Annotated in this window: 20 protein-coding genes; 11 read left to right on the forward strand and 9 right to left on the reverse strand. The window is 59.8% G+C overall.

Annotated features, from left to right (window positions below):
- Positions 1–48: 48 nt before the first annotated feature.
- From arsH to JFT91_RS21395, 4 genes are all read right to left on the reverse strand, one after another.
- Positions 49–747 carry an arsenical resistance protein ArsH gene (gene arsH, locus JFT91_RS21380; protein ID WP_201202869.1) on the reverse strand — a complete coding sequence of 233 codons (699 nt, stop codon included), beginning with the start codon at positions 745–747 and terminating at the stop codon, positions 49–51.
- Between the two features lie 9 nt (positions 748–756).
- A complete protein-coding gene (locus JFT91_RS21385) occupies positions 757–1,227 on the reverse strand; it encodes an arsenate reductase ArsC (protein WP_201202867.1) in 471 nt (156 codons plus the stop codon).
- Between the two features lie 12 nt (positions 1,228–1,239).
- A complete protein-coding gene (locus tag JFT91_RS21390) occupies positions 1,240–1,587 on the reverse strand; it encodes a metalloregulator ArsR/SmtB family transcription factor (protein ID WP_201202866.1) in 348 nt (115 codons plus the stop codon).
- Positions 1,588–1,794: 207 nt separating this feature from the next.
- Positions 1,795–2,679 (reverse strand): LysR family transcriptional regulator, encoded by an 885-nt coding sequence (locus tag JFT91_RS21395; RefSeq protein WP_201233764.1) that lies wholly within the window; start codon positions 2,677–2,679, stop codon positions 1,795–1,797.
- 133 nt (positions 2,680–2,812) lie between these two features.
- Between JFT91_RS21395 and JFT91_RS21400 the strand changes: the two genes are divergently transcribed.
- The gene (locus JFT91_RS21400) at positions 2,813–4,459 is read left to right on the forward strand and encodes a GMC family oxidoreductase (RefSeq protein WP_201233765.1); all 1,647 of its coding nucleotides are present in this window, start codon (positions 2,813–2,815) and stop codon (positions 4,457–4,459) included.
- Between the two features lie 288 nt (positions 4,460–4,747).
- Positions 4,748–6,370 (forward strand): MFS transporter, encoded by a 1,623-nt coding sequence (locus JFT91_RS21405; protein WP_201233766.1) that lies wholly within the window; start codon positions 4,748–4,750, stop codon positions 6,368–6,370.
- Between the two features lie 169 nt (positions 6,371–6,539).
- Here the strand turns inward: JFT91_RS21405 and JFT91_RS21410 are convergent, their stop codons facing one another.
- Together JFT91_RS21410 and JFT91_RS21415 are read right to left on the reverse strand one after the other, a co-directional pair.
- Entirely contained in the window at positions 6,540–6,923 is a 384-nt protein-coding gene (locus JFT91_RS21410; RefSeq protein WP_201233767.1) for a DUF427 domain-containing protein, read from the reverse strand.
- A gap of 195 nt (positions 6,924–7,118) precedes the next feature.
- Positions 7,119–8,528, reverse strand: coding sequence for a serralysin family metalloprotease (locus JFT91_RS21415; protein WP_201233768.1), 1,410 nt, complete (start codon positions 8,526–8,528; stop codon positions 7,119–7,121).
- A 279-nt stretch (positions 8,529–8,807) separates the two neighbouring features.
- On the opposite strand from JFT91_RS21415, the gene JFT91_RS21420 reads away from it, so the two are divergent.
- The 3 genes from JFT91_RS21420 (at position 8,808) to JFT91_RS21430 (ending at position 12,268) form a co-directional block, all read left to right on the forward strand.
- Positions 8,808–10,739 carry a DNA topoisomerase III gene (locus JFT91_RS21420; protein ID WP_201233769.1) on the forward strand — a complete coding sequence of 644 codons (1,932 nt, stop codon included), beginning with the start codon at positions 8,808–8,810 and terminating at the stop codon, positions 10,737–10,739.
- Between the two features lie 184 nt (positions 10,740–10,923).
- Positions 10,924–11,427: a GNAT family N-acetyltransferase gene (locus JFT91_RS21425; protein ID WP_201233770.1), complete on the forward strand. Its 504-nt coding sequence runs from the start codon at positions 10,924–10,926 to the stop codon at positions 11,425–11,427.
- Positions 11,428–11,938: 511 nt separating this feature from the next.
- A complete protein-coding gene (locus tag JFT91_RS21430) occupies positions 11,939–12,268 on the forward strand; it encodes a hypothetical protein (protein ID WP_201226825.1) in 330 nt (109 codons plus the stop codon).
- Between the two features lie 234 nt (positions 12,269–12,502).
- Here the strand turns inward: JFT91_RS21430 and cynR are convergent, their stop codons facing one another.
- Positions 12,503–13,393, reverse strand: coding sequence for a transcriptional regulator CynR (gene cynR, locus JFT91_RS21435; protein ID WP_201233771.1), 891 nt, complete (start codon positions 13,391–13,393; stop codon positions 12,503–12,505).
- A gap of 121 nt (positions 13,394–13,514) precedes the next feature.
- On the opposite strand from cynR, the gene cynS reads away from it, so the two are divergent.
- The 3 genes from cynS (at position 13,515) to JFT91_RS21450 (ending at position 14,973) form a co-directional block, all read left to right on the forward strand.
- Positions 13,515–13,982 carry a cyanase gene (gene cynS, locus JFT91_RS21440; protein WP_201226827.1) on the forward strand — a complete coding sequence of 156 codons (468 nt, stop codon included), beginning with the start codon at positions 13,515–13,517 and terminating at the stop codon, positions 13,980–13,982.
- Between the two features lie 82 nt (positions 13,983–14,064).
- A complete protein-coding gene (locus JFT91_RS21445; RefSeq protein ID WP_201233772.1) occupies positions 14,065–14,301 on the forward strand; it encodes a DUF2790 domain-containing protein in 237 nt (78 codons plus the stop codon).
- A gap of 12 nt (positions 14,302–14,313) precedes the next feature.
- Positions 14,314–14,973, forward strand: a complete 660-nt coding sequence (locus tag JFT91_RS21450; protein ID WP_201233773.1) for a carbonic anhydrase — start codon at positions 14,314–14,316, stop codon at positions 14,971–14,973.
- Positions 14,974–15,128: 155 nt separating this feature from the next.
- Here the strand turns inward: JFT91_RS21450 and JFT91_RS21455 are convergent, their stop codons facing one another.
- Both JFT91_RS21455 and glsB read right to left on the reverse strand, forming a co-directional pair.
- Positions 15,129–16,631 carry an aldehyde dehydrogenase family protein gene (locus tag JFT91_RS21455; RefSeq protein ID WP_201233774.1) on the reverse strand — a complete coding sequence of 501 codons (1,503 nt, stop codon included), beginning with the start codon at positions 16,629–16,631 and terminating at the stop codon, positions 15,129–15,131.
- Positions 16,632–16,811: 180 nt separating this feature from the next.
- A complete protein-coding gene (gene glsB, locus JFT91_RS21460) occupies positions 16,812–17,720 on the reverse strand; it encodes a glutaminase B (protein WP_201226830.1) in 909 nt (302 codons plus the stop codon).
- Positions 17,721–17,859: 139 nt separating this feature from the next.
- Between glsB and JFT91_RS21465 the strand changes: the two genes are divergently transcribed.
- The 3 genes from JFT91_RS21465 to JFT91_RS21475 all read left to right on the forward strand — a co-directional run bounded on the left by JFT91_RS21465 (position 17,860) and on the right by JFT91_RS21475 (position 21,688).
- Positions 17,860–18,348, forward strand: a complete 489-nt coding sequence (locus JFT91_RS21465) for a GFA family protein (RefSeq protein ID WP_201233775.1) — start codon at positions 17,860–17,862, stop codon at positions 18,346–18,348.
- A 232-nt stretch (positions 18,349–18,580) separates the two neighbouring features.
- The gene (locus tag JFT91_RS21470) at positions 18,581–20,788 is read left to right on the forward strand and encodes a TonB-dependent siderophore receptor (RefSeq protein WP_201233776.1); all 2,208 of its coding nucleotides are present in this window, start codon (positions 18,581–18,583) and stop codon (positions 20,786–20,788) included.
- 102 nt (positions 20,789–20,890) lie between these two features.
- On the forward strand, positions 20,891–21,688 hold the full coding sequence (locus JFT91_RS21475) for a MipA/OmpV family protein (protein WP_201233777.1): 798 nt from the start codon (positions 20,891–20,893) through the stop codon (positions 21,686–21,688).
- Positions 21,689–21,712: the final 24 nt, after the last annotated feature.

Consider the following 21,712-nt stretch of genomic DNA (forward strand, 5'->3'; position numbering starts at 1 on the left):
GGCTAGAAGGTTTGTGCAACGTTCGTCAGATGAGGCCGACGGCTTTTTTCATATCGACCGCTGATTAACCCGTGCCATCAACTGCTCGGCACTTTCCTTGCGTTCGGAGTAGCGGTCGACCAGATGCGTCTGCTGATCGCGCAACAACACGGTGAACTTCACCAGTTCCTCCATCACGTCGACCACACGGTCGTAGAACGGCGACGGTTTCATCCGTCCTGCCTCGTCGAATTCCATGTAGGCCTTGGGCACCGAAGATTGGTTAGGGATGGTGAACATACGCATCCAACGGCCCAACACGCGCAGTTGATTGACCACGTTGAACGACTGCGACCCGCCGCAGACCTGCATCACCGCAAGGGTCTTGCCCTGTGTCGGGCGCACGGCGCCAAGCTCCAGCGGAACCCAGTCGATCTGCGCCTTGAACACGGCGGACATTGCGCCGTGTCGTTCCGGCGAGCACCAGACCTGCCCTTCCGACCACAGCACCAGATCGCGCAGTTCCTGAACCTTGGGATGGTCGACGGGCGCGTCGTCGGGCAGCGGCAAACCGGACGGGTTGAAGACGCGCGTTTCAGCGCCGAAGTGTTCCAGCAACCGAGCGGCCTCCTCCACCAGTAACCGGCTGAATGAGCGCTCGCGCGTGGAGCCGTACAGCAACAGGATGCGTGGTTTGTGCTCGCCGGGCTTCGACGGTTTGGCGTTATCGAACAAGCTGGTATCGAGGTTTGGCAGGTGGGCTGACATGAGTGTTCCTTAAAGCGCGCCGATGCGATCGAGCGCAGTTTTCAATTCATCGCGACTGAGGGTTTCAAAGGGCAGATCGAGGAAGGCCTGGCAGCGCTGGCCGATACGCATCAATGTCGCGCGGAAAGCGGCACTCACCGAAGCCTCGTCACCGGCCACCTCAGAGGGATCTTCCAGTCCCCAATGGGCCTTGAGCGCCGGGCCGAAATACACCGGGCAGGTCTCGCCGGCGGCTTTGTCGCACACGGTGATGACGATGTCTGGCGGGTTGCCTTCGAAAGCGTCGTTGCCCTTGCTGTGCAAGCCATCGATGGCTACGCCGGCCAGTTGCAGCGTCGACAGGCTGCGCGGCAGCACCTGGCCTTTGGGAAAACTGCCGGCACTGACCGCCTCAAATCCGGGCGGCGCCATGTGATTGAACATGGCTTCCGAGAGGATGCTGCGGCAGCTGTTGGCCGTGCACATGAACAGGATTCGCATGGTTTTTCTCTCTCAGCAGCAAGCGGCTTCGCGAACCGGGCGGCCATCCATGTTTTGCAGACGGGCCGCGTTGTCCTTGAGCCAATCAGTGTTGGCCCCAGACGTCACCTGGAGAATTTCGCGAACCCAATCGGGCAGCTGCGGATTGAGGCGGTAGTAGACCCATTGCCCCTGACGGCGATCGAGCAGCAGGCCATTGCTGCGCAGTTGCGCGAGGTGACGGCTGATCTTCGGCTGGCTGTCGTCAAGCGCACACATCAGCTCGCAAACACAGAGTTCACCTTGATCGGCAATCAGCAGGATGGCGCGCACACGGGTTTCGTCGGCGAGGCTTTTGAAGACTTCGGTGGGGGTGATCATGGAACGGCACCAACACATACGGAAATTCGAATATACGGATATCCATATATTAATCAACCGCAGATTTGACACCCCTCCCACTCAAACACACCGAACTCCTTGTAGGAGTGAGCCTGCTCGCGATAGCGGTGTATCAGACGACTTCAGTTTCACAGATATACCGCTATCGCGAGCAGGCTCACTCCTACAGGTTTTGATGTGGGTGCACTATCCGCGTAATAACCCCTGCTCCGCCTCACACAACCCCACCACATAATCCCAGACCACCCGCAGCCGCACCGATTTGTGCAACTCGCGCCGGGTGCTGATCCAGTAACTGCGCTCGATGCTTTCATCCGGCAGCAACGGCACAAGCTGCGGATCCGACTCGGCCATGTAGCAAGGCAGCACCGCAATGCCCAACCCCGACCGCGCTGCCTCCTGCTGGGCGATGACGCTGGTGCTATGGAACACCACGCGAGGATTGCGGCAGAAACTGTTGAGAAACATCAACTCCTGACTGAACAACAAATCATCCACATACCCGATCCAGGCATGCCGGCCGAGGTCTTCACGGCTTTGCAGCGACGGCGCTTTATCCAGATAGGCCTGACTGGCATACAGCGCGAGGCGGTAATCCGTGAGTTTGCGCGTCACCAGCATGTCCGCCGCCGGCCGTTCCAGATGAATGCTGATTTCCGCCTCACGATTGAGGATGCTGACAAAGCGCGGCACCGCGACCAGTTCCACTTCCAGTCCCGGATAGCGTTCGAACAAGCCGATCATGCGACTGGCAAGAAACTTGATGCCCAGCCCTTCGGTGACCCCGACACGAATCTTGCCCAGCGGCGCGGTGGATTGGGTGATCTCTTCCTGTGCCAGCAACGCAACGTTTTCCATCGCCTCAGCATGTTTGAGCAGCGCCTCCCCCGCCGGGGTCATTTCATAGCCTTGCGCATGCTGAACAAACAGAGCAGTGCCGAGGCTTTTTTCGATGGCCTCGATGTGGCGGGCGACGGTGGCGTGGGTGGTGTTGAGTCGGCGGGCGGCGGTGAGCAGGCGGCCGCTGCGTTGCAGTTCGAGAAAAAACCGCAGGTCGTTCCAGTCGAACATGGCGGGTCCTTGTCGGCTATCGTCTAGGAGTGCTGTTTAAAAACGCACAGCGGCTGCGCAAAAACTAACATTCTTTTGACGAAAGCTAACAACTAGAGTGTCCGACAATAAAAACAAAAAGCGAGGTCAGGGAATGCAGACTTCCCTCGATGAATATGACTACATCGTGGTCGGCGCCGGCCCTGCCGGGTGCTTGCTGGCCAATCGGCTGTCGGCCGATCCGCACCAGCGTGTGCTGTTGCTCGAAGCCGGCGGACGCGACAACTATGCGTGGATTCACATTCCTGTGGGTTACCTGTTCTGCATCGGCAACCCGCGCACTGACTGGTGCTTCAAGACTGAAGAACAAGCGGGCCTCAATGGCCGCGCGCTGAGTTATCCGCGCGGCAAGGTGCTGGGCGGCTGTTCCTCCATCAACGGCATGATCTATATGCGCGGCCAGGCCGGCGACTATGACGGCTGGGCGGCCGAAGGCAATCCGGGCTGGGCCTGGAATGATGTGCTGCCGCTGTTCAAACAAAGCGAAAACCACTTTGCCGGCGCCGCGGAATTTCACGGTGCCAAGGGTGAATGGCGCGTCGAACAACAGCGCTTGTCATGGCCGATTCTGGATGCGTTTCGCAGTGCGGCCGAGCAAAGCGGCATCGCCAGCATCGAAGACTTCAATCAGGGCGACAACGAGGGTTGCGGCTACTTTCAGGTCAATCAAAAGGCCGGGGTGCGCTGGAACGCGGCGAAGGCGTTTCTGAAGCCGATTCGTGACCGGGCGAATCTGACGGTGCTGACCGGGGTTGAGGTGGATCGCGTGCTGCTGGAGGGCGGCCGCGCATCGAAGGTCAGCGCCCGCCACGAAGGTCAGGTGAAAAGCTTCAAGGCGCGCAAGGAGATTGTGTTATGTGCCGGTTCTGTCGGTTCGCCGAGCATTCTGCAGCGCTCGGGAATTGGCCCGCGTCCGCTGCTGGAACGCCTCGGCATCGGCGTGATTCATGAACTGCCGGGGGTGGGTGGCAATCTGCAGGATCACCTGCAATTACGCCTGATCTACAAACTGGAAAATGCCCGCACGCTGAACCAGATCGCAGGCAGCGTGTGGGGCAAGATGGGCATGGGCCTGCGTTATCTGTATGACCGCAGCGGGCCGTTGTCGATGGCGCCAAGTCAATTGGGCGCGTTTGCGCGGTCGGGGCCGGAGCAGACGTCGGCGAATCTGGAGTATCACGTGCAGCCATTGTCGCTGGAGCGCTTTGGCGAGCCGTTGCACGGTTTCCCGGCGTTCACTGCTTCGGTGTGTGATTTACGCCCGCAGAGCCGTGGACGCATCGAGATTCGCTCGGCGGATCCGGCGGAGGGGCCACTGATTCAACCCAATTATCTGAGCCATCCCGAAGATTTACGTGTGGCGGCAGACGCCATTCGCCTGACCCGACGAATCGTCAGTGCCCCCGCCCTGCAAGCGTTCAAACCGGTCGAGTATCTGCCCGGTGCCAGCCTGCAAAGCGAAGAAGAGTTGCAGGAAGCGGCGGCGAAGATCGGCACGACGATCTTCCACCCGGTCGGCACGTGCCGCATGGGCAATGACGGTGAGGCGGTGGTCGACGCGCAACTTCGCGTTCACGGCGTGCCCGGTCTGCGCATTGCCGACGCCTCGATCATGCCGCGCATCACCTCGGGCAACACCTGTTCGCCTACGCTGATGATTGCCGAGAAGGCTGCACAACTGATCCTCAACCCCAACACCAGGAGCAGCACCCCAAAACCGGAGCTGGCCCAAACCCTGTAGGAGCTGCCGCAGGCTGCGATCTTTTGATTTTAAATTTTTGAAATCAAAACCAAGATCAAAAGATCGCAGCCTGCGGCAGCTCCTACATTGATTGGGGCTCGACACAGAACTGTAGGAGTGAGCCTGCTCGCGATGACGGAATAACATTCAACATCTCTGTTGGTTGATACACCGCTATCGCGAGCAGGCTCACTCCTGCAGGGACCGGGTTAATTCAAGGCATCGCGCATCACCCGGACACGCAACACCAGTGGAACAACAAAAACAATCACTGTGAGGGATACCGATATGTCAGAACACGCTCAGCCGCTGGACACCGCAAGCGGCGCCAGCACCCGTAACGACACGCAGAAAGTCATCTTCGCCTCGTCCTTGGGGACGGTGTTCGAGTGGTATGACTTCTTCCTCTACGGCGCCCTCGCGGCAGTCATCAGCAAGCAGTTCTTCGCCGGGGTCAACGACACCACGGCGTTTATCTTCGCGCTGATGGCTTTCGCCGCGGGGTTCGTCGTGCGGCCATTCGGGGCGCTGGTGTTCGGTCGGTTGGGGGACATGATCGGGCGCAAATACACCTTCCTCGCGACCATCATCCTGATGGGCATCGCGACCTTCTGCGTCGGCCTGTTGCCGACCTACGCCAGCATCGGCATCGCCGCGCCAATCATTCTGGTGGTGTTGCGCATGCTTCAGGGCCTGGCACTCGGCGGTGAATACGGTGGCGCTGCGACCTACGTCGCGGAGCACGCGCCGATCGGCAAACGCGGTTTCCACACCAGTTGGATTCAATCCACCGCCACCCTCGGCCTGCTGCTGTCGCTGTTGGTGGTGCTCGGTTGCCGCTATTTCACCGGCGATCAGTTTGAAGTGTGGGGCTGGCGCATTCCGTTCCTGTTATCGATTGTGCTGCTGGGCATCTCCACGTGGATTCGCCTGAGCCTGCACGAATCGCCGGCCTATCTGAAAATGAAAGAGGAAGGCAAAACCTCGAAGGCGCCGATCCGCGAATCGTTCGGCAAATGGGAAAACCTCAAAGTCGTGCTGATCGCGCTGTTCAGCATCAATGCCGGGCAAGCGGTGACCTTCTACGCCGCGCAGTTTTACGTGCTGTTCTTCCTCACCCAGTTCCTGAAAATGGATCCGGCGGTGGCCAACACACTGCTGATCATCAGCGTGGTGATCGGCGCGCCGTTCTTCATCATTTTTGGCTGGCTGTCGGACAAGGTCGGCCGTAAACCCGTACTGATGCTCGGCCTGTTGCTGGCGACGGCGCTGTACTTCCCGATTTTCAAGTCGCTGGCGCATTACGCCAACCCGGCCATCGATCAGGCCAGCCGTCAGGCGCCGATCACGGTGTTGGCGGATCCGGCGACCTGCACGTTCCAGTTCGATCCGGTGGGCAAGGCCAAATTCGACAGCCCGTGCGACAAGGTCAAGACCTTCCTGGTCAAGCAAGGCCTGCCCTACTCCAGCGCCGCTGCGCCTGCTGGCAGCGCCGTACAAGTGAGCGTCGGCGACGTCAAACTCGACGGTTACGACGAAGCCGCACTGCGCGGTGCGATTACCCTGGCCGGCTACCCGCAACAGGCTGATTTGCAGCAGATCAACAAACCGATGATCGTCGCGCTGATTGTCGCGCTGATCATTATCTCCGCCATGTGCTACGGACCGTTGGCGGCGCTGATGGTGGAGCTGTTCCCGACGCGGATTCGCTACACCTCGATGTCGCTGCCGTACCACATTGGTAACGGCTGGTTTGGCGGGTTTCTGCCGACGGTGTCGTTTGCGCTGGTGGTGTACACCGGAGACATCTTCTATGGGCTGTGGTACCCGGTGCTGATTACCGGGGTGAGCCTGGTGGTGGGAATGATCTGCCTGCGCGAAACCAAAAACATCGACCTCGACAAAAACTGATTCCAGGTCAAGTCAGCTTCTCTGTGGCGAGGGAGCTTGCTCCCGCTCGACTGCGCAGCAGTCGCAAACCTTGCTAACGCGGTGTGCCTGATACAGCACATTTCCTGGGTCTGGGGTCGCTGCGCAACCCAGCGGGAGCAAGCTCCCTCGCCACAGGGGATTCACACGATCACAGATTTGTGTCTTGGGCGTCAGCCTTGATCACCTCGAACTTCACCTGATCCGGATAAAACGCCACGTAGTTCTGGATGTCTTTGACCGACACTTTCGGATTTTCATAAGTCCACACCGCGTTCGCGCCCTCATGTCCCGGCACTTGCAGGCTGAAATAGTTGGCGTCGCCCTTGTACGGGCAGTAGCTGGTGTGGTCGGTGCGGGCGAAGTATTTTTCGTCGATGTCTTCGCGAGGAACGTAATACACCGGCGGATAGTTCGCCTCGTTGAGGACCATCACATGGGAAGAAGCAGCGACCTGAATGCCGTGAAACTTCACCAGCAGGCAGCCGGCGAGTTGTTCGAGGGTGATGACGGGGCTGAGGCCAGAGCTTTTCATGGGTTCCTCCAAGGACATGAACGAACTGTGGCGAGGGAGCTTGCTCCCGCTGGGCTGCGAAGCGGCCCCAAAATCAGCAATCGCGGTGTGTCAGGTTAACGCGAATTTCGATTTTGCGACGGCTTCGCCGCCGAGCGGGAGCAAGCTCCCTCGCCACAGGAGGCATGCATGCCCTGAATCTACAGAGTCAGCAAATCACGCAACAATATCAGTCGCCACCGCCTGCCCCACCACACCCACGGCAAAATCAACCTGCCCCTGCCCCGTCAGGTCGACCAGCAGCCCGGTCTGACCGTTCTGCGCGTAGTACGTCAGGATCGCATCGCCAGCATGGCCGGTGAAATTACTGACGAAGTTCAGCGTAGCCGCACCCGAAGCAAACTCGGCAATGCCCGACAGGTCGATCTTGTCCAGGCCGCTTTTGAAATCCATGATCCAGTCCGGCTGGTTGTTGGTCGAGTCGCTTGCCGCGCCGAACACGAACGTGTCCGCACCCTCGCCGCCCCACAACACATCCGCGCCGCCACCGCCGTAAAGGATGTCGTTACCGGCGCCGCCGAACAGATGGTTGATCGCCGCGTTGCCGATCAGCAGGTCATTGCCCGAACCGCCCACCGCATTCTCGACGGTCACACCGTAAGCAATGGAAACGTTACCCACCAGGCCACCGACATCGGAGAACGAACCTTCATTGAGGTTGATCTTCTGGTTCTGGGTGAAACCCGAGAAATTCAGAGTGTCATCACCGCCCCCGTCCCACACCGAGAACACCAGTTTCGACGACGCCGACGTGGCGCTGTAGAAATCGCGCCCGGCATTGGAACCGAAACCGTAGGTGGTGTCGCCGGCACGGGTCTCGTAGTTGGCGCCGTAAAGTTTCTGCACCGCAACGATGTCGTCCAGCAGCGGTGCCGATGCATAGGCCCCGCTGCCGTCCTTGCTGAAGTTCTGGTCAGTGTTGGCTTCGCTCCAGTAGCTCATCAGGCTGTAACCACGGGTGTCTTCGGCGTACTTGGCGTCGTTGTAGGTGGGGTTGCCGTTGCCGGCGTTGTAGGCGCCCGGGTGCGACAGACCGAGGGTGTGACCGATTTCGTGGGTCAGGGTCTGACGCCCGTAGTTGTTGGTGTCGGGGGTCTTGTTGACCTGATACTGATTGTTGATCAGGTACCACGACTGACCGTCATAGCTACTGCCGCTCGGCAAGTAGGCGAAAGCCGCGCCGCCGGTGCTGACATCGTAGTTGCCGAAGGTCATGTGGCCATCGCCGCCCTTGCCTTCGCTGAAGGTGACATTGGCGACGTCGGCCCAGGATTGCATGGCCAGCACGGCTTGCGCCTTTTGCTGGGCGCTGAATTCACTGAAGTTGCCCAGCTTGGCGTTGTAGTTCGCCGGTTTCTCGGTGAGGAAGTTGTAGCTGAGGTCGATTTTGCCGTCAGCGTTTTTATCGCCCCACGACAGGCCCTTGCGGAGGATTTCGTCAGCGGCCTGGTCGGCGGTGAACGAGGGTTTGCCGTTGACCAGCGTGTCACCGCCACGGTCGTAGAGGTGGCTGAAGGTGTCGATGGCGGTAAACGCCGTGCTGGCGCTGGAGGATGCTTGAGGCATGGTGTACGTCCTTGTTTCAGAGTAGTCAGTGTCCGACAGACTACGGCGATCTCCTGGCGAGACCGTCCTGTCGCGCGCGTTGTTGAGACGCTGGGAACCTGACACACGCCCAGACAACGGCGCTAATCAATTTCTCGATAGAGCCGTATGCCGTCCCTGTATTGCCCGTCACTTGCGGCAATGCTTTTTATCTGTATATCCATACAGATAAAAGTTGCCCCTGGCGCCAAGTCCGGCCATTCTGTGCACCTGTTCCGACCTTGATCGACGATGGTGGTTATGCGGCTGTACCTCTGTGAAAAACCTTCCCAGGCCAAAGACATTGCGGCCGTGCTCGGTGCCCGGCGCCGGGGCGATGGCTGCTGGCTGGGAACGGACGTCACGGTGACCTGGTGCATCGGCCACTTGCTCGAAACCGCGCCGCCGGATGCCTACGACGCGCGCTACAAACGCTGGGTTCTGGCGGATCTGCCGATCATCCCGGACAAATGGAAGATGACCGTCAAGCCGCGCACCGCCAGCCAGTACAAAGCGGTGAAACGCCTGCTCGGCGAGGCCAGCGAGCTGATCATCGCCACCGATGCCGACCGTGAGGGCGAAATGATCGCCCGGGAACTGGTCGAGCACTGCCGCTATCGCGGGCCGATCCGCCGCTTGTGGCTGTCGGCACTGGACGAAGCGTCGATCCGCAAGGCGTTGGCGGCATTGAAGCCCGGCGCCGAGACATTCAGCCTGTATCACTCGGCACTGGGTCGCTCACGGGCAGATTGGCTGATCGGTATGAACATGAGTCGTCTGTTCACCCTCCTCGGCCGGCAATCCGGCTACCAAGGGGTGCTACCGGTCGGTCGAGTGCAGACGCCGACGCTAAGGCTGGTTGTGGATCGCGACCGCAGCATCGCCGACTTCGTGCCGGTGCCGTATTGGGCGATCGACGTGCAACTGCTGCACAACGGCACCTCGTTTACTGCGCAGTGGCGCGCGCCGTCGGATGCCTGTGACGATCAGGATCGCTGTCTGAATCAGGCGCTGGCACAACAAGCCGCCGCCGCACTCAACAGCGCCGCCAGTGCTCGGGTGATCAAGTTGAAGACCGAGCGCATGCGCGAAGTCGCGCCGCTGCCCTTCGATCTCGGCACTTTGCAGGAAGTCTGCTCGAAGAAGCTCGGCCTCGGCGCGCAGGAAACCCTCGACATCGCCCAGGCACTGTACGAAACCTACAAAGTCGTCACCTACCCACGCAGCGATTGCGGTTATCTGCCGCTGAGCCAGCACAGCGAGGCGCCAGGGATTCTCGCGGCGCTACGTCAGGCCGACCCGAGCCTTGAAGCGTTGAACGGGTTTCTTGAGCCTCAGCGCAAGTCGCGTGCGTGGAACGACGCCAAGGTCAGCGCTCACCACGGCATCATCCCCACCGCCGCCGCGAAGAACCTCGAACGCCTGAGTGGCAAGCACCGTGCGGTCTACACGCTGATTCGCGCGCGCTATCTGGCGCAGTTCCTGCCCAATCATGAATACGATCGCACCCAGGCCGACTTCGATTGCAACGGTGAAGCGTTGCGCGCTGTCGGCAAGCAGATCATCGAGCCCGGTTGGAAACGCGCCCTGCCCGAGGCATTGGCACCGGCCAAGGGCCGTGAGGCGCCTGCGCCGCAAACCTTGCCGACATTGAGCCAAGGGGCTGAATGCGCTGTCGCGGAGGTGAAGTTCAGGGATCTGTGGACGCAACCGCCCAAGCCTTATACCGAAGGCGATTTGATCAAGGCGATGAAAAACGTCGCCAAACTGGTCGAAGATCCCCTGCTCAAGCAGAAGCTCAAGGACACCACTGGGATCGGCACCGAAGCGACCCGAGCGTCGATCATTCAGGGCTTGCTGGATCGCGGCTATCTGGTGAAAAACGGCAAGGCACTGGCCGCGACACCTGCCGCGTTCAGCCTGATCGACGCCGTGCCCCGCGCGATTGCCGACCCCGGCACCACGGCGATCTGGGAGCAGGCGCTGGACATGGTGCAAAGTGGCGAGATGAGTCTCGAAGAGTTCGTCACCAAACAGGCCGCATGGATGAGCAAACAGGTGACCCGCTGCTCGGCGCTGAGCCTGACCATCAGCGGCCCACCACCGACCGGCAAAGCAGCCGCACCGTGGAAGAAAAAACGCAAATCGACTCGCAGCAAAACCACCGGTACAAACAAACGCACCGCCAAGTAACAAAGTATCCTTTGGCAAGGGAGATTTCGTGGCGAGGGGATTTATCCCCGATGGGCTGCGAAGCGGCCCCAGCTTTTCCTCAACCTGGCGGGGCCGCTTTGCGCCCCTTCGGGGCTGTGCGACGTTTCGCTAAATCCCCTCGCCACAGGTGTTGTAGCGGGTTCATCACTGGGAGTTAATCCAAATGCCCACCATCGAACTGCACCCCGCCCAACGCGATGAACTACAAACCATCGAAAACCTCATGCAGTTCTACATGTACGACTTCAGCCAATGGCTGCCGCTCAAATTGGCCGAGCACGGTTTCTTCAGCATCCAGCCGAAAGATGATTACTGGCGCCACCCGGCCACTCAACCGTTCCTGATTCGCGTCGACGGCGAACTCGCCGGGTTCGTGACCGTCGACAACGAAACCCATATCGACGGTGCCGAACACAACATTGGTTACTTTTTCCTCACGCGACGTTTTCGTGGCCAAGGTGTCGCCCAGTTTGTCGTCTCCACCCTCTTGAGCCGCCTCCTCGGTCAGTGGCAAATTTTCCATATCGACGCCAACCTGCCTGCACAACGCTTCTGGGCACGGCTGATTCCTGAATTGAGCGGCGGCGATTTCACCCTTCAACAACGTGAAGTAGACGGTTATCCGTGTACGTTCTACCTCCTGCGCACGCCTTTTTCCGTTGCGTGAACGGATCCTTTCTCATTCCAAAACAGCTTTGTCCGACAATATGTAGTGCTCAAAAATAATCACTACAAAACCGTTGACGGCGTCGTTTTGCTTTTGCATGATGAGGACGTTCCCCGATCGGGAACACGGGTAACACGCTTGAGCAAACTCGTCTGACCGCCGAGTTGTTTTTTCCGGATACACGCTGCCCACAAGGCAGATTGAAGAAGCTGACCTGGCCTGAACGTCCAGTACAAGGACGAGAAGCGCTGGCGAAAATTCTCAAGACGCTTGTGGTCGACACTGAAAATGTCGTCAAGGAGCCTCCCGGTTTTCGCTGCTTCTCCTCGTTGTGACGCTATCGCGTAGCAGTTATTCAACACGACTACATGCAACAGATGCACGACCCCGTACTTCATACGGGCGACCGCTGACGTCCTGGTTTCGGTGCCAGGGATCAACTAACCGATGGGCTACTTGTATTAGCGAATCAACTTTGAAAGATCACCAGACTGGTCAAGGGGCAAAAATGATGAATCTGAACAATCAACCGACTATCGAAGAACTGGCTCGTATGTTCGCTGCGCAAAAAGACAGCCACGACAGCCATATTCTGTGGATCAGCAAATCGGGTCAGGTGCATATCGACTGCCTGGCACCGCACGCTGGTGAAGAAGAGTTCGACCAGAACAACCAGAACCTGCTGGCCCGCCTGAAGATGTACCGTCGCGGCCACGGCTATGTCGGCAAAAAAGCCGCAGCCGACAAGGACTTCATCGGGAATGTTCTGCAAACGCTGAAACAGGCGTGGGACTCGATGCAGAACAAAAACGAAGTACGGGTGATTGATCGGTTCTGCTGATTTACAACTTCAATAATGAAAAGGGCCTGCTCTCTGCTGCTTCACAAGTAGCAAGAGCAGGCCCTTTTTTATATTCAGCATTCGCCACCTCCCCTGTAGGAGTGGGCCTGCTCGCGATAGCGGTAGGTCATTCAATACTGATGTGTCTGAACCAACGCGATCGCGAGCAGGCTCACTCCTACAGGGTCCAGTGGTGTGAACAAGATTTGCAGTCAACCCGCTCCAACAGGGGGACTATGTCGTTGGTGAAGTTTTCGTTTGCAGCACCAAATCCACAAACGCCACGGCTGCGGCGCTGTGATAGTTGTTCTTGCGTCGCAACAATGCCGCCCCGCGCTGCGGTGCTTCGCTGTCGACCTGCAACCGCCGCAGCGCCCTGTCTTCAGTGGCAATCGCCTGCGGCAGCATCGTCGCCATCGGTGCATGCCGGACCACCTCCAGCAATGTGCTCACTGAGTTCACCTCGATTCGCACCTTGGGCGTAATCCCGTGCTGACGAAAATACTCATCCACCGACAAGCGCGTGATGAAGTCCGGGGCCAACAAGGCGAAGTCCAACTGCGCGATGTCACTCGGCGTCAGCACTGACGTGCTTTCGTACAACGGATGCTCGCGTCCGACCATTACCCCCAACGTCTCGACAAACGCCGGAATGCATTCGATATCCGGATTGCGCACTGGCGTAAACGCAATCGCAACATCCAGCGAATCATCCGCCAGCCCCGCCTCGATGTCGTCCATCGACAGCTCGAAAATCTCCAGATGAATCCCGGGAAACCGCGCCGCGAAGTCGCGCACCAAAGGCCCGACCAGATACGCCATGAACGTTGGCGTCATTGCCAGACGCAAGCTGCCACGGGACAAGTCTTTCACGTCGTGCAACGCGCGCTTGCCCGCCTCCAGCTCCACCAACACACGCCGTGCGCATTCGATGTAGGCCTCGCCGGCATCGGTGGCTTTGACCGTGCGAGAAGTGCGATCAAACAGCGTTACACCGAGGGTTTCCTCCAGTTGGCGAATCTGTTGCGACAAGGTCGGTTGCGAGACATGCAACGCCTCGGCAGCACGCGTGAAACCGCCGTGATCGGCAACAGCCAGTAGATAACGCAAATGTCGCAGCAGCATGGGGCACACCATCTATAGGCAGGACTTATGCGTTGCATTGTATATGGATCTTGGACGCTATGGATCAATCGGCAGAAGATCAATCCCACACAGCAAGCCAACCCCTGAAAGGAGTGACAACATGCAACAGTCCCACGCCTACAACGACACCCGCCTGGCCCTGACCACCCGTGTTCTCGACGCCAAGGCACGCAAAGATCTGTCGTGGCAGGACCTCGCCGAAGGCACCGGTCTTAGCCTGGCCTATGTCACCGCCGCCCTGCTCGGCCAACATCCGTTGCCGGAAAACGCTGCCCAGGTCGTAGGCGACAAGCTGCAGCTCACCCCCGAAGACGTCGCAGCGATGCAGATCATTCCATTGCGTGGCAGCCTCAGCGGCGTGCCGACCGACCCGACCATCTACCGCTTCCACGAAATGATCCAGATCTACGGCACCACGCTGAAAGCGCTGGTTCACGAACAGTTCGGTGACGGCATCATCAGCGCGATCAACTTCAAGCTCGACATCAAGAAAGTCGAAGACCCTGAAGGCGGCTCCCGCGCCGTGGTCACCCTCGACGGCAAATTCCTGCCCCTGCGTCCGTTCTGATGTGCCCCGGCCCGCACCTCGAGTGCGGGCCAGCCAAAACTTCCAATGCACTTCGTCACCACCCAAGACTGGAGGCTGCCCCATGCAAAAAATTCTGTTGACCCTGGCCCTGCTCGCTGGCTTCGCCGCCCAGGCCCAGGCCACCGATGAGGCCATCGCCTACCGCTACGGCATGCAGCTGGACGTTGCGCAAGTGCTGAGCATTACCCCGGTTGCCGACGTCTGTGGCGTGGTGCCGGTGGAAATGACTTACCTGGACAGCCATGGCGGCAAACACATTCTGCAATTCAGCGAATTCGGCAGCGGTTGCTCGAACTAAGAGGACACGCACATGAAAGCCCTGATCGACGGTTTCCTGAAGTTCCAGAATGAAGCTTTTCCGCAACGCACCGAGTTGTTCAAGCACCTGGCGACCACGCAGCAGCCCGGCACCCTGTTCATCACTTGTTCCGACAGCCGTGTCGTACCGGAACTGCTGACCCAACAAGAGCCTGGCGAGCTGTTCGTGATCCGCAACGCAGGCAATATCGTGCCCTCCTACAGCCCGCATCCGGGCGGGGTTTCGGCAACGGTGGAATACGCGGTAGCGGTGCTTGGGGTGACCGACATTGTGATCTGCGGCCATTCGGATTGCGGCGCAATGACCGCGATTGCCCAGTGCAAATGCATGGATCACCTGCCCGCCGTCAGCGGCTGGCTGCAACACGCCGAGTCGGCGAAAGTGGTCAACGAAGCGCGGGCACACGCCAGTGACGCGGCGAAATTGAGTTCGATGGTGCGCGAAAACGTGATCGCGCAACTGGCGAATATCCAGACCCACCCGAGTGTGCGCCTGGCCCAGGAAAAAGGCCTGCTGAATTTGCATGGCTGGGTGTATGACATCGAGACGGGTTCGATCGATGCGCTGTCGTCGGATCGGCGCACGTTTGTACCGTTGGCGGAGCAGCCGGCGACGTGCGCCATTCAGGCAAACACCAACGCAGCCGCCTGATACAAATTCGCTGAGGTGAAAAAGAACTTGTGGCGAGGGGATTTATCCCCGATGGACTGCGCAGCAGGCCCAATCTCTTGGGGCCGCTGCGCGCCCCATCGGGGATAAATCCCCTCGCCACAGGACCGGTGTGGATCAACCAGAATGAGGTTTTCTTAGCGCTTCACGGCCAGGTCGATTTGGCTCATGCGGCTGCGCACGGTGAACACGCCGTCACCCGAAAGAATCGCACTGCGCGCAAACAACCGCCCGCTTTCCCAGTTCGAAAGCCCCAGTTCCGGCTTGTTCAACGCGTACTGTCCATCGACCCAACGGGTGATGCCGTTGCCCACGAACGGCGCATTGACCGCGTTATAGAAACGCTCCTGAACGGCGGTATTTTCGCTGATCAGCGACACGGTGAATTGCGGGCTGTAACGGTTGAACAGCGCGATCGCCTGATCCAGATCGTCGACGATCATCAGGCTGACTTCCGGGGTCTCTTCCCACTCCCATTCACGACCCAATGCTGATTCCGCCAGCGGTTCGGCCAGCGCTTCGGTCTGATAACCTTCGGCGCGATAGACCTCGACCGTCGCGTTCTGCCACTCGGTCGGCAAGCAGCTTTCGCTGCCTTCGACGAGGTGCAATTTGCAGCCCTGGCCGCGCGCAGTGCCTGCCTGCTTGAGGGCATCGAGGAACAGCGGCAGCAGTTCTGCGGCGCGTTCGCGCTGAATCAGACAGACGTTCAGGGTATTGCAGACTTTACGATCCAGCGAATTGCGCACCACCGCGGCGAAGCGCTTGGCGTCGGCCTCGCGATCAGCGATCAACCACGCACCACCAGTGCCATGCAGGCTGACGGCTGTGCCCGCCTGCTGGGCGATGCTGCCCAACTGGCTGACGGCCCGGCCCGAGCCGCGAGCCACTGCCAGCGACAGACGCCGATCGGCAAACATCGCCCAACCGGCGGCATGGTTAACGCTTTCGACCAATGACACCGCACCGACCGGCAAACCGGCTTCGGCCAGCGCCGGATTCAGGGCATGGGTGACGATGGCTTGCGCCGTGCCCAAGGCATCGCTACCGATGCGCAACACCGCAGTATTGCCGGTGCGCAATACCCCGGCCGCATCAGCGAACACATTCGGCCGACCTTCGAAGACAAATGCGACGATGCCCAGTGGCGAGACGACTTGCTCAACTTTCCAGCCATCGTGTTCGACGCTGCTGATGACTTTGCCACGGGTGGGCGCGGCATCGCGCCAGGCCCGCAGGCCGGCAATCATGTCGCCGCGCATACGTTCATCGGCGAGCAGACGCGTGGTGGAACGCCCGCGTGCCTTGGCCCGTTCGATATCGGCGAGGTTGGCGGCGGCGATCTGCGCCCAGCACTCTGGGGTTTCCAGGCGTTGTGCGAACAGGTCGAAGAAACGGCTGATCGCTTCATCGGTCACCGCTGATAACGCGGTGAACGCAAACGCCGCACGCTCGATTGCCACCGAAGCCGCTTGTTGATCCGCTACCGGAATCAGCAGCAACTCGCCACTCACCTGCTCCACCAGCAAGTGGTCACCGGGCTGAAAACGCGCGGCCAGTTCGGGGCTGACCACGGTGACGCGGTTACCGGCGAAAGGGATCGGCGTGCCAGCGACGAGACGTTCGAGTGCAAGAGACATGAAGCGGATTCACCATGCAGGGAGCGGCCGGAAAATGTATAGGAACACCCTCCCCCCAAGCAACCCAAAACGCCTGTAGGAGCAAAGCTTGCTCGCGAAAGCGGTGGGTCAGATACACAGATGTTGACTGACACTACGCTATCGCGAGCAGGCTCACTCCTACAGGGATTAGGTTTCGGATCAGAAGACTGACCAGCCGATCCGTGAGCTGAGCATTTCCAGCGCCGCCATCCCTGCCAGCGAGTTGCCGGCGGCGTTGAGTTCCGGCGACCACACGCACACGGTGAACTGCCCCGGCACTACCGCGACGATGCCGCCGCCGACGCCGCTCTTGCCGGGCAGACCGACGCGATAAGCGAAATTGCCTGCTTCGTCGTACAGACCGCTGGTGGCCATGATCGAGTTGACTTGCTGGGTCTGGCGCCGCGTGAGGATCTGTTCACCACTGTGCTTGCAGAAGCCATCGTTGGCCAGAAAGCAAAACGCCCGGGCCAGATCGATGCAGTTCATGCGCAACGCACAGTGGCTGAAGTAACTGCGCAAGACTGCTTCGACGTCGTTATGGAAGTTGCCGAACGACTGCATCAGGTACGCCATCGCCGCATTGCGCGCGCGGTGCTGATACTCGGAGTCGGCGACTTTACCGTCGATCATGATCTGCGGGTTACCCGACAGGCGCCGCACGAAGTCACGCATCGACAGGGTCGGGGCGGCGAAGCGTGACTGGTTGATGTCGCAGATCACCAGCGCACCAGCATTGATGAACGGATTGCGCGGGCGCCCGCGTTCGAACTCCAGTTGCACCAACGAGTTGAAGGGCTGCCCCGAGGGCTCATGTCCCAGACGCTCCCAGATCGACTCACCGGAATGATCGATGGCCTGCACCAGGCTGAACACCTTGGAAATACTCTGCACCGAGAACGGCGTTTCGGCGTCGCCGGCGCAGTACATTTCGCCGTCATTGCCATACACAGCGATGCCCAATTGATTGGCCGGCACAGTGCCGAGGGCAGGAATGTAGTCAGCCACTTTGCCTTGCCCGATCAGGGGCCGGACAGCGTCAAGGATCTCGTTCAACAGCGCTTGCATGCCGGGTTCCGAAGTCTCGCCCCATGGGATCGCGGGGACACTGGGGCTAGACGCTGCAAGCGCCTGTCGCATCACACCGGCAAGGCTCGCGCAAAATGCTCTAGGCTCAACCGCACAACCCTGCTAATGGAGAGCACCCATGCACCTCGAAGGTTCCTGTCACTGCGGCGCTGTCACTTTCAGCCTGACCAGCGCCCACCCCTACCCTTATCAACGCTGCTACTGCTCGATCTGCCGCAAGACCCAGGGCGGCGGCGGTTATGCGATCAACCTCGGCGGTGACGCGACTACGCTCAAGGTACAGGGCCGCAAGAACATCGCCATCTACCACGCGAAGATGAAAGACGAAGGCGACAAACGTGCCCACCGCAGCAGCGCCGAACGGCACTTCTGCTCGCTGTGCGGCAGTGGACTGTGGCTGTTCAGCCCTGAATGGCCTGAACTGATCCACCCGTTTGCCTCAGCCATAGATACACCGCTGCCCGTGCCGCCGGAGCACACGCACCTGATGCTCGGCTCGAAAGCGCCGTGGGTTGAAGTCGAGGCCAGCCCCAAAGACCAACAATTCGACGTCTACCCCGAAGAATCCATCGCGCAGTGGCACGAACGCCTCGGACTGACCCGCTGACCTCGCAACTCCAGCCAACCCAATCCCCTGTAGGAGTGAGCCTGCTCGCGATAGCGGTGTGCCAGACAACAACAATGTTGATTGATAGACCGCTATCGCGAGCAGGCTCACTCCTACAGGGGAACTCCACTGCTTCACATTTTGTTCCAGACAGTTCCCTTTTGCCTTTCTCGTTCGGTTAACCCCTCAGAAGCACTTCAACGACCGATCGATTTGATGCAAAGGGATCTCCATGCCGTACGTCCGTTTTCGTTTTGCCTTGTGCCCGTTGGCGCTGGCGCTGCTGAGCCTCAACGCCCAAGCCGCTGAAACTGCCGCCAAAACCGATCAAGCGCTGCAACTGGGCGCCACTAACATTTCTGCCGAGGGTCTGGGCGCCACCACCGAAGACACCCACGCTTACACCACCGGTACCATGTCCTCGGCGACCGGCCTGCCGCTGTCGATTCGCGAAACCCCGCAATCGGTCACCGTGATCACCCGCCAGCAAATGGACGATCGCGGCGTGCAAAGCGTCGGCGATGCGCTGCGCAACACTCCGGGCATCTCCAGCCAGAAATACGACAGTGACCGCACCGAGTTTTCCGCGCGAGGCCTGGCCATTACCAACTTCCAGTACGACGGCATCAACATCCCGTACGACGGTGTTTACGGTGAGAACCCGAACAACGGTGACGACGCCGCCAGCATCGACCGCGTGGAAATCATCAAGGGTGCGACCGGGCTGATGACCGGTAACGGCGACCCGTCGGCCACGGTCAACCTGATCCGCAAGAAACCGACCAAAGAATTCAAGGCGTCGATCAGCGGCACGGTCGGCTCCTGGGATGCCTATCGCACCGTCGGCGATGTTTCCGGTTCGCTGACCGATTCGGGCAATGTGCGCGGACGTTTCGTCGGCGCTTATTCGGACAAGAATTCCTATCTCGATCACTACAGCCAGAAGAAAGACCTGTTCTACGGCATCCTCGAAGCCGACCTGGCTGACGATACCTTGCTGACCTTCGGCATCGACAAGTCCAGCACTACCCCACGCGGCACTTCCTGGACCGGTAACCCGGTGTATTTTGCCGACGGCGGGCGCACCGATTTCCCCCGTCATTTCAACTCCGGTGCCGACTGGAGCCGTCGCGATTTCGACAACATCACCTACTTCGCCTCGCTCGAACAGGCGCTGGCCAACGACTGGAAATTCAAGGTCAGCGTCGACCAGAAAACCACCGACCACGACACCCGTCTGGCTTCGGCGAGCGGCGGCAACCCGAATCGCGCCACCGGCGAAGGCATGTTCCTGTACTGGGGCCGCTGGGAGGGGCATCGCGTACAGAACACCGCTGACGTCAACGTCTCCGGCCCTTTCACGCTGGGTGGCCGCGAACATGAACTGGTCGCCGGCGTGATGACCGCGCACTCGCGCCAGACCGGTTCGACCTACGACACCAGCGCCTTCGCCGAAGTCCCGGGAAGCATCTATGACTGGCGCGGCGACTTGCCGAAACAGGACTTCCCGAAGAACGGCAAGTACGAACGCACGCAGAGCCAGAACGGCATTTACCTGGCCACGCGCCTGCACCCGACTGACGATTTGTCGGTGATTCTCGGCAGCCGGTTGAGCACCTTCAAATACAACGAGGACTATGGCTACAACCCTGGTGCCGGGCTCGACGACACCCACGCCAGCTACAAGGAACACGGCGTGGTCACGCCGTACGCCGGGGTGGTTTATGACCTCGATGACACTTACTCGCTGTACGCCAGTTACACCAACATCTATCAGCCGCAAACCTACAAGGACAGCAACGGTTCGACCCTCGCACCGGTCGAGGGCGACAGCTACGAGGCAGGCCTGAAGGCTGCGTATTTCGACGGTCGCTTGAACGCCAGCCTGGCGGTCTTCCGCATCGAGCAGGATGGCGTGGCCGAGTCGATTGGCACCAACGCGGTGACTAACGAAGGCATCTACAAAGCCATCGACGGCGCCACCACCAAAGGCCTTGAGCTCGAATTGGCCGGCGAACTGGCCGACGGCTGGAACGTCTCCGCCGGCTACACCTACGCGCGCAGCCGCGATGCCGATGAGCAGCGCATCTACGGCTATCCGCTGTCGACCACCAAGCCGGAACACGTGGTGCGCACCTTCACCACCTACCGCTTGCCCGGTGTGCTCGACAAAGTCACCGTCGGTGGCGGCGTGAGCTGGCAGAGTGCGTTCTACGGCAAGATCTACAGTGCGCCGGCCGGCGATTACACGCGCATCAAGCAAGGTGGCTACACCCTCGTCGACCTGATGAGCCGCTATCAGTACAACGAGCACCTGAGCTTTACGGTCAACGCCAACAACGTGTTCGACAAGCGCTACCTGACAGGGCTGGGCAACTTCGACACGACGTTCTACGGCGAGCCGCGCAATTTGATGCTGACAACGAAGTGGGATTTCTGATCGCGGCTTAACAGTCTTTGACAGTTTCCCGACAAAGCTGCCAAAGATTGCCGCTCGCCTCCCGCCTAGCATGGGCGCATCCACATTCCCCTCGGGTGCCCCATGCTGATTTCGTTTCGAACGTTCTCGCTGTCTCTGACCTCCCTTTGCCTGCTGGTGCCCGGCGGTTCGCTGCGCGCTGAGGACTGGCACGCGACCCTGCGCGCCGGGGCGGTCAATGCACCGCGCTTCAGCGGCAGTGAAGAGCGAGTGACGGCGCCGCTGGTGGGTGTCGAATTGGTCAGCCCGCAGGGATTTTTTCTCGACAGCGACCGGGGTTTGGGCTGGGGATTCGACGAAGAGGATTTCGGCCTCAGCGTCTACATCGGCGCCAGCGATGTGCGCAAGGATCGCCAGACCGGATTCAAGGGTTCTGACGAACTGAACGGCATGGGTTCGATCAAGTCGCGCCCGGTGCTGGGCGTGGACGGCCGCTATCATATGGGGCCGATCATTCTCGGGGCGAGTTTCGAACATGCGCTGGAAAAGGACGACGATGACCACGACACCGGTTCGTCGTGGAATCGCCTGAAACTGAGCATCAACCTGCCGTTGTATGAGGGCCGTTTCGGCAAGGTGTTCGGCGGACTGAACAGCCAGTTCGGCGACAGCGATTACCTGCACACCTGGTATGGCGTGAGCACGGCGCAGGCTGCGCGTAGCCAGTTCCGGGCATATGACGCGAAAGCCGGGTTGATCAGTCGCGGCGCGGACTTGACCTGGACATTGCCGATCGATGAGCGCTGGAGTGTGTCGTCAGTGCTGGCGGTACAGTACCTGAGCCATGAAGCGGCAGACAGCCCGATTGTCGACCGCCGCTTGCAGACTTCATTGGCTGGACAGGTGGCGTATACCTTCTGATTTATGTGGTGGCGTCGGCAAGGC

Origin of the sequence: Pseudomonas sp. TH08, from assembly GCF_016651275.1 — a bacterium.
In the GTDB taxonomy this organism is placed as follows: domain Bacteria; phylum Pseudomonadota; class Gammaproteobacteria; order Pseudomonadales; family Pseudomonadaceae; genus Aquipseudomonas.

What these genes read in the sequence shown, in the direction of transcription:
- arsH (WP_201202869.1), bottom strand. Translation starts at nt 747, where the DNA reads ATGTCAGCCCACCTGCCAAACCTCGATACCAGCTTGTTCGATAACGCC.
- JFT91_RS21385 (WP_201202867.1), bottom strand. Translation starts at nt 1,227, where the DNA reads ATGCGAATCCTGTTCATGTGCACGGCCAACAGCTGCCGCAGCATCCTC.
- JFT91_RS21390 (WP_201202866.1), bottom strand. Translation starts at nt 1,587, where the DNA reads ATGATCACCCCCACCGAAGTCTTCAAAAGCCTCGCCGACGAAACCCGT.
- JFT91_RS21395 (WP_201233764.1), bottom strand. Translation starts at nt 2,679, where the DNA reads ATGTTCGACTGGAACGACCTGCGGTTTTTTCTCGAACTGCAACGCAGC.
- JFT91_RS21400 (WP_201233765.1), top strand. Translation starts at nt 2,813, where the DNA reads ATGCAGACTTCCCTCGATGAATATGACTACATCGTGGTCGGCGCCGGC.
- JFT91_RS21405 (WP_201233766.1), top strand. Translation starts at nt 4,748, where the DNA reads ATGTCAGAACACGCTCAGCCGCTGGACACCGCAAGCGGCGCCAGCACC.
- JFT91_RS21410 (WP_201233767.1), bottom strand. Translation starts at nt 6,923, where the DNA reads ATGAAAAGCTCTGGCCTCAGCCCCGTCATCACCCTCGAACAACTCGCC.
- JFT91_RS21415 (WP_201233768.1), bottom strand. Translation starts at nt 8,528, where the DNA reads ATGCCTCAAGCATCCTCCAGCGCCAGCACGGCGTTTACCGCCATCGAC.
- JFT91_RS21420 (WP_201233769.1), top strand. Translation starts at nt 8,808, where the DNA reads ATGCGGCTGTACCTCTGTGAAAAACCTTCCCAGGCCAAAGACATTGCG.
- JFT91_RS21425 (WP_201233770.1), top strand. Translation starts at nt 10,924, where the DNA reads ATGCCCACCATCGAACTGCACCCCGCCCAACGCGATGAACTACAAACC.
- JFT91_RS21430 (WP_201226825.1), top strand. Translation starts at nt 11,939, where the DNA reads ATGAATCTGAACAATCAACCGACTATCGAAGAACTGGCTCGTATGTTC.
- cynR (WP_201233771.1), bottom strand. Translation starts at nt 13,393, where the DNA reads ATGCTGCTGCGACATTTGCGTTATCTACTGGCTGTTGCCGATCACGGC.
- cynS (WP_201226827.1), top strand. Translation starts at nt 13,515, where the DNA reads ATGCAACAGTCCCACGCCTACAACGACACCCGCCTGGCCCTGACCACC.
- JFT91_RS21445 (WP_201233772.1), top strand. Translation starts at nt 14,065, where the DNA reads ATGCAAAAAATTCTGTTGACCCTGGCCCTGCTCGCTGGCTTCGCCGCC.
- JFT91_RS21450 (WP_201233773.1), top strand. Translation starts at nt 14,314, where the DNA reads ATGAAAGCCCTGATCGACGGTTTCCTGAAGTTCCAGAATGAAGCTTTT.
- JFT91_RS21455 (WP_201233774.1), bottom strand. Translation starts at nt 16,631, where the DNA reads ATGTCTCTTGCACTCGAACGTCTCGTCGCTGGCACGCCGATCCCTTTC.
- glsB (WP_201226830.1), bottom strand. Translation starts at nt 17,720, where the DNA reads ATGCAAGCGCTGTTGAACGAGATCCTTGACGCTGTCCGGCCCCTGATC.
- JFT91_RS21465 (WP_201233775.1), top strand. Translation starts at nt 17,860, where the DNA reads ATGCACCTCGAAGGTTCCTGTCACTGCGGCGCTGTCACTTTCAGCCTG.
- JFT91_RS21470 (WP_201233776.1), top strand. Translation starts at nt 18,581, where the DNA reads ATGCCGTACGTCCGTTTTCGTTTTGCCTTGTGCCCGTTGGCGCTGGCG.
- JFT91_RS21475 (WP_201233777.1), top strand. Translation starts at nt 20,891, where the DNA reads ATGCTGATTTCGTTTCGAACGTTCTCGCTGTCTCTGACCTCCCTTTGC.